At 63.3% G+C, this 5,413-nt stretch carries 2 protein-coding genes; both read left to right on the top strand.

Translation table 11 applies throughout. From position 1 onward, the window contains the following. The first annotated feature begins 317 nt into the window (after positions 1 to 317). Positions 318 to 1,409, top strand: a complete 1,092-nt coding sequence (locus FGL98_RS24410; RefSeq protein WP_146321400.1) for a sugar ABC transporter substrate-binding protein — start codon at positions 318 to 320, stop codon at positions 1,407 to 1,409. A 138-nt stretch (positions 1,410 to 1,547) separates the two neighbouring features. Continuing rightward, complete coding sequence (locus tag FGL98_RS26010; RefSeq protein WP_222432403.1) at positions 1,548 to 5,405, top strand: hydantoinase B/oxoprolinase family protein; 3,858 nt, start codon at positions 1,548 to 1,550, stop codon at positions 5,403 to 5,405. Positions 5,406 to 5,413 lie beyond the last annotated feature (8 nt).

Genomic DNA, 5,413 nt, shown 5'->3' on the forward strand with positions numbered 1-5,413 from the left:
GATTCGCTTATTCTGCGGCTTGCGGTTGAGCTGGAGGGTGCCCAGCAGGCCACGGTGGGAGTACCGCCGGGTTGGGAGTGATGGCATCAGACAGAAGGATGGTCTTGAGGTTGCGTTCCATATGTGTGTCTAGTGATGCAACGCACAGGCGGGGGTTTAGCGTTCAGTTCAACATCGGCCCCGGTTCGAGGGGTCGGGGTGCTACTAGGGCGAGGCTGTTTCTGGCGGTGCGGTGGTGGTCCGTGGGGCCGATCGATTGTTCATTGGAGAAGTGCATGCGTCGATTAACGAATAAGTCCTCCAGGGGCCGCCGCTCTATGGGCGTGGTGCTGGCCGTGGGTATGGTGGTATCGCTTGCTGCGTGTGGTAAGGCGGGAAGCGCTGGCTCGACCGGCACCGGCGCAGCGGCGGCAGGGGCTGGTGCAGCGGCGGCAGAGCCTGGGACGCCGCGGGCTCGAAAGGTGGTGCTTGAGTCCTCGGTGAGTAACTCAAAGCCGGTCAAGCTCGCTTGGTTCGTGCCTTCCGTTCAGAACGACTTCCAGGCAGCTAACGGTAAAGGTATTCGTGTCGCGGCCAAGGCTCGAAATGCGACGGTGACCACGTTCGACGCCAACAACGATAGCCAGAAGCAGTACGGACAGATCCAGGATGCGGTCGCATCCGGCCAGTACAACGCCTTTCTTGTCACCGCGGTGGACGCCACGGGCGTCGTCCCTGCTATCGAGGAGGCTGCTAAGGCAGGTATCAAGGTTGTCTGTGGCGGCGGATATCCGTGCGGTAGCGACTTTGCAAGCAAGGTCTCGAATGCGAAGGGTGTCGTGGCCCAGACGGTAATTCCCGAGGTGTCTATTGGCCGGGCGCAGGCCCGCGTGATCGTGAGTGCGTGCGCTGGTAAGGATCCGTGCGAGGTGGCACAGATGCCGGGAGCCTTGATTCCTGCGGAGAAGGCGCTCTTCGGCGGCATGAAGCAGGCTCTTGCGTCCCACCCTGAGATCAAGATAGTGACACGAGCGGTAGGCGGTTACCAGGCTGCGCCGGCTGAGACAGCCGCGCAGAACATCTTGCAGGCGAATCCAGGGGTTGACGTCATTGTTACCTCGGGCGACCAGATGGACACCGGAGTCGTGTTGGCCGTGAAGGCGGCAGGAGACCAGAAGAAGGTCAAGATCATAGGCCTCGCTGGGGGACAGCGCGGCTTTGCGGCGGTCCGCAATGGGACCGTTTTCGGCACGGTGATGATGTACCCCTTCGACGCTGGCCTGTACATGGTGGACCAGGCCGTCAGGGCAGTTCGATCGCAACCGTTCAAGGCCGGCATCAACCCGGCGGAGATGGCGTCGTTGCCCAGGGCGTTGACTGCTAAGAACAGTGCGAAGTTTGCCGGGTTCACTCCGCAGTGGCCTGGCTGAGATGGCGTCGTTGCCCAGGGCGTTGACTGCTAAGAACAGTGCGAAGTTTGCCGGGTTCACTCCGCAGTGGCCCGGCTGAGACTGCAACCTTTAGACATTGTGTTAGAGCCGGGAGATCGGCTTGGAGAGAGAGTACTGATGAGATTTGCGGTCGATACGGGTGGAACCTTCACCGACCTCGTGATTGAGGATGACGACGGCACGCTGCAGGTCTACAAGTCGCCCACCACTCCGGACGACCCGGTGGAGGGAGTGCTGAATGTTCTCTCCGTTGCCGCTGAGGCTGGCGGGGTTGAGCGGTCGGAGCTTCTTGCTGGTGAGGGGCTGTTCATCCATGGGACGACGCGGGCGATTAATGCCATCCTGACTGGTGGTACTGCTAAGACCGCGTTTCTTGCCAGCGAGGGCCACCCGGACATCCTGCTCTTTCGAGAGGGCGGACGGACGGATCCGTTCAATTACACCAGGCCCTACCCTGAGCCGTACATCCCGCGGTCGCTGACCTACGAGGTCCCCGGCCGTATCGGCTCGGCAGGTGAGGTCGTGCGCGAGCTCGACGAGGCTGCAGTCGTTGCGCACATCGGCACGCTCAAGTCGGCGCAGGTCGAGGCGGTGGCAGTGTGCCTGCTGTGGTCGACGCTTAACCCCGCACACGAGTTGCGGGTTGGTGAGTTGCTTGAGGAGCATCTGCCAGGTGTTCCGTACACGTTGTCGCACCAGCTGAACCCGATTCTTCGTGAGTACCGGCGCGCTTCGTCCACGGCGATTGATGCCTCACTCAAACCGCTGATGCAGGAGTACCTGGGGAGCCTTGAGGAGCGGCTTCGCGAAGCGGGCTTCAATGGGCGGATCCTGATCCTCACGTCGAATGCGGGTGTGTTGGATGCGTCGTTCGTTGCCGACCAGCCGATTCACTCGATCAACTCCGGGCCATCAATGGCTCCGGTGGCGGGTTCTCACTATGCGTTGATCGACGCAGACACTGACACCGCAGTCGTGGCGGACACCGGCGGTACGACGTACGACGTCAGTCTGGTCCGCAAGGGGCGGATCCCCACCACCAAGGAGACGTGGATCGGTGACCCGTTCTTCGGGCACATGACCGGGTTCCCCAGTGTTGATGTGAAGAGCGTGGGTGCCGGCGGTGGCAGCATCGCGTGGGTGGACGAGGGCGGGCTCCTCCGCGTTGGGCCCCAGAGCGCGGGGGCGGAGCCAGGTCCTGTCGCATATGGCCGCGGGGGTGTTCAGCCCACCGTCACCGACGCGAGCCTTGTCCTGGGCTACATCGATCCGGCTTACTTCCTGGGTGGGAAGATGAAGCTTGATGTTGATGCGGCTCGAGCGGCGATCGAGGAACAGGTCGCATCCCCTTTGGGGTTGACCGTCGAGGACGCCGCTTCGGCCATCATGACACTGGTCACCGAGGGGATGGTCACGGCCATTGAGGAGATCACCCTGAACCAGGGAGTCGATCCGGCGAAGGCAGTGCTGATCGGTGGAGGTGGTGGCGCGGGGCTGAACTCGGTGGCTATCGCGGAGCGGCTCGGCAGCAAGCGCGTGATCATCCCTGAGACAGGCGCGACGCTGAGCGCGGCCGGCGCACTGATGAGTGACCTGAAGGCCGAGTACGCCACGACCCTGATCACCGGCACCGGGGCCTTCGACTTCGAAGGCGCCAACACGGCTCTCGCCCAGCTCGAGGACCGGTGCCGACAGTTCGCTAGCACAGTGGGAGCGACCGATGAGTCGGTCCGCATTGAGTTCGCACTAGAGGCCAACTATCCTAAGCAGGTTTGGGAGCTACAGGTTCCTCTTTCGGGTGATCGCATCGAGACCGAGGCGGATCTCCAGTCGTTCCGCGACGATTTCCATGCCCTTCATCTCGACGTCTTCTCGGTCAACCAAGAGGATGCCGAGGTCGAGGTGATCGGTGTCCGCGCGGTGGTGCACTGTCGTCTCCGTAATGACACCGTCGGTCGTGTCCCGGCGGGTTCGGGTAACGGAAGGGCCGGGGTTCGTCGCCTCATGTACTTCCCCGCGACAGGTTACGTCGAGACCGAGGTGCATCGTCTCGAGTCGATGCCGGTCGATGAGGTGTTCAGCGGGCCGGCGATCGTAGAGTCCCCGTTCACGACCGTCGTGGTCGATCCCGGCGCGACGGTGACCCGAGGGGACTCAGGCAGCCTGGTGCTGACTCCTCCCCACCAGATCGTCGATCAAGGTGAGCGCAAAAAGGTTTCGATCGCTGCAGACCCAGCGCAGCTCGCTGTCCTCACCAACCGGATGCAGGCCGTGGTGAGATCGATGCAGAACACGCTTTTCAGGACGGCACGGTCGGGGCTGATCAACACCGGCCGCGACTTCTCTTGCTGCCTGGTCACTGGAGATGACGAGCTCCTCGCCGCGGCCGAGAGCCTCCCCATCCATGTGATGGCAGGACCCGACCTGAGCGCGAAGCGGATGAAGGAATTGCACCCTGAGCTTCACGCTGGCGATGTCTTCCTCCACAACTCACCTTATGCCGGGAACTCGCATGCGGCCGACCACTCGCTTTTGGCCCCGGTCATTGACGCGGACGGCGTCCATCGGTTCACCGTCGTCGTTAAGGCTCACCTGGCCGACTGTGGGAACGCCGTCCCCACCAGCCAGAACCCGGTTGCGCGTGATGTCTACAACGAGGGGGCTTTGATCTTCGACTGTGTGAAGGTCGAGGACCGGTACGTCCGCGTGGATGACGTGCTGAGGATGTGCAGGCTGCGACTGCGGGCCCCTGAGATGTGGTGGGGCGACTACCTCGCCATGCTGGGTGCGGTGCGGACGGCCGAGCGTGAGCTGCTCGGGATCGGCGAGGAATATGGCTGGGACGTCCTGCACGAATACGTCGACGCCTGGTTCGACTACAGCGAAGACAAGATGGACCGTGCGATCCGGGCGCTGCCCTCGGGGAGCGCGAGCGGGAGCACCACACACGATCCGCTGCCGGTGACCGGGCTGGAGTCCGGTGTGCCCATCAACGCCAAGGTCGAGGTGAGATCAGACGAGGGGCTCGTCGCGGTCGACCTCACCGAGAATCCCGACTGTGTCCCCGCCGGGATCAACACCACCGAGGCCACAGCGCTCACCGGCGCGATGATGGGTATTTTCAATAGTCTCGGTCCGGGGGTCCCAACGAATGGTGGCAGCTTCCGGCGACTACGCATCACCCTGCGTGAGAACTGCGTCGCCGGGATCCCAAGGCACCCGGTTAGCTGTTCATCAGCGACCACCGGCGTGCCGGAACGGATCACGAGCGCCGTCCAGCAGGCGATCGCCAAGCTCGGCGACGGTTCCGGTATGGCCGCTTCTGGGGCGTGCCTGTCCCCGTCGAATGCCATCGTCTCGGGAACCGATCCACGATACGGGACTCCGTTCGTGGATATGCCCTGCATCGGTGCAACCGGTGGTCCCGGGAATCCATGGAGCGATGGTTGGCTCTCCTATGCCGGAGGCTGTGCGGGCATGAACGCCTGGGAGAACACAGAGATGGCGGAAATCCTCCGACCGATGCGCATCGAGACCTCACGGGTGCTGCCGGACACCGAGGGTGCCGGAAAGTTCCGGGGAAGTCCCTCGGTGCTCGTGGAGTTCACACCTGTCGGTACTTCGATAGACGCCGCGGTGACCACCGACAACACCATGTTCCCGGCAGAGGGTGTTCGTGGTGGGCTACCGGGCGCCGCCGGTTGGGCGGGTGTCCTCGGCCTGGATGGTCAGGAGCAGCAGGTCAGCGGCTACGCACGGTTGAACCTGGCGCCAGGCGAGCGACTCATCTCGCGGTCCAGCGCGGGCGGGGGCTACGGCTCGCCGCACGAACGCGACCCCGAGCGAGTTCGTCACGACGTACTCGAGGGCTATATCACGCGTGCCAGGGCCGAAAGCATCTACGGCGTCATCGTCAGGCCCGACGGCACCATTGACACGGCCCCCCGAACGCCTCACACGACAACCCAACTGTAGAAGCAGGC

Origin of the sequence: Leekyejoonella antrihumi, assembly GCF_007845645.1 — a bacterium.
Taxonomy (GTDB): Bacteria; Actinomycetota; Actinomycetes; order Actinomycetales; family Dermatophilaceae; genus Leekyejoonella; species Leekyejoonella antrihumi.

Bases quoted from the DNA above. Each gene is read 5' to 3' on its own strand.
- FGL98_RS26010 (WP_222432403.1), top strand. From the start codon at position 1,548: ATGAGATTTGCGGTCGATACGGGTGGAACCTTCACCGACCTCGTGATT.
- FGL98_RS24410 (WP_146321400.1), top strand. From the start codon at position 318: ATGGGCGTGGTGCTGGCCGTGGGTATGGTGGTATCGCTTGCTGCGTGT.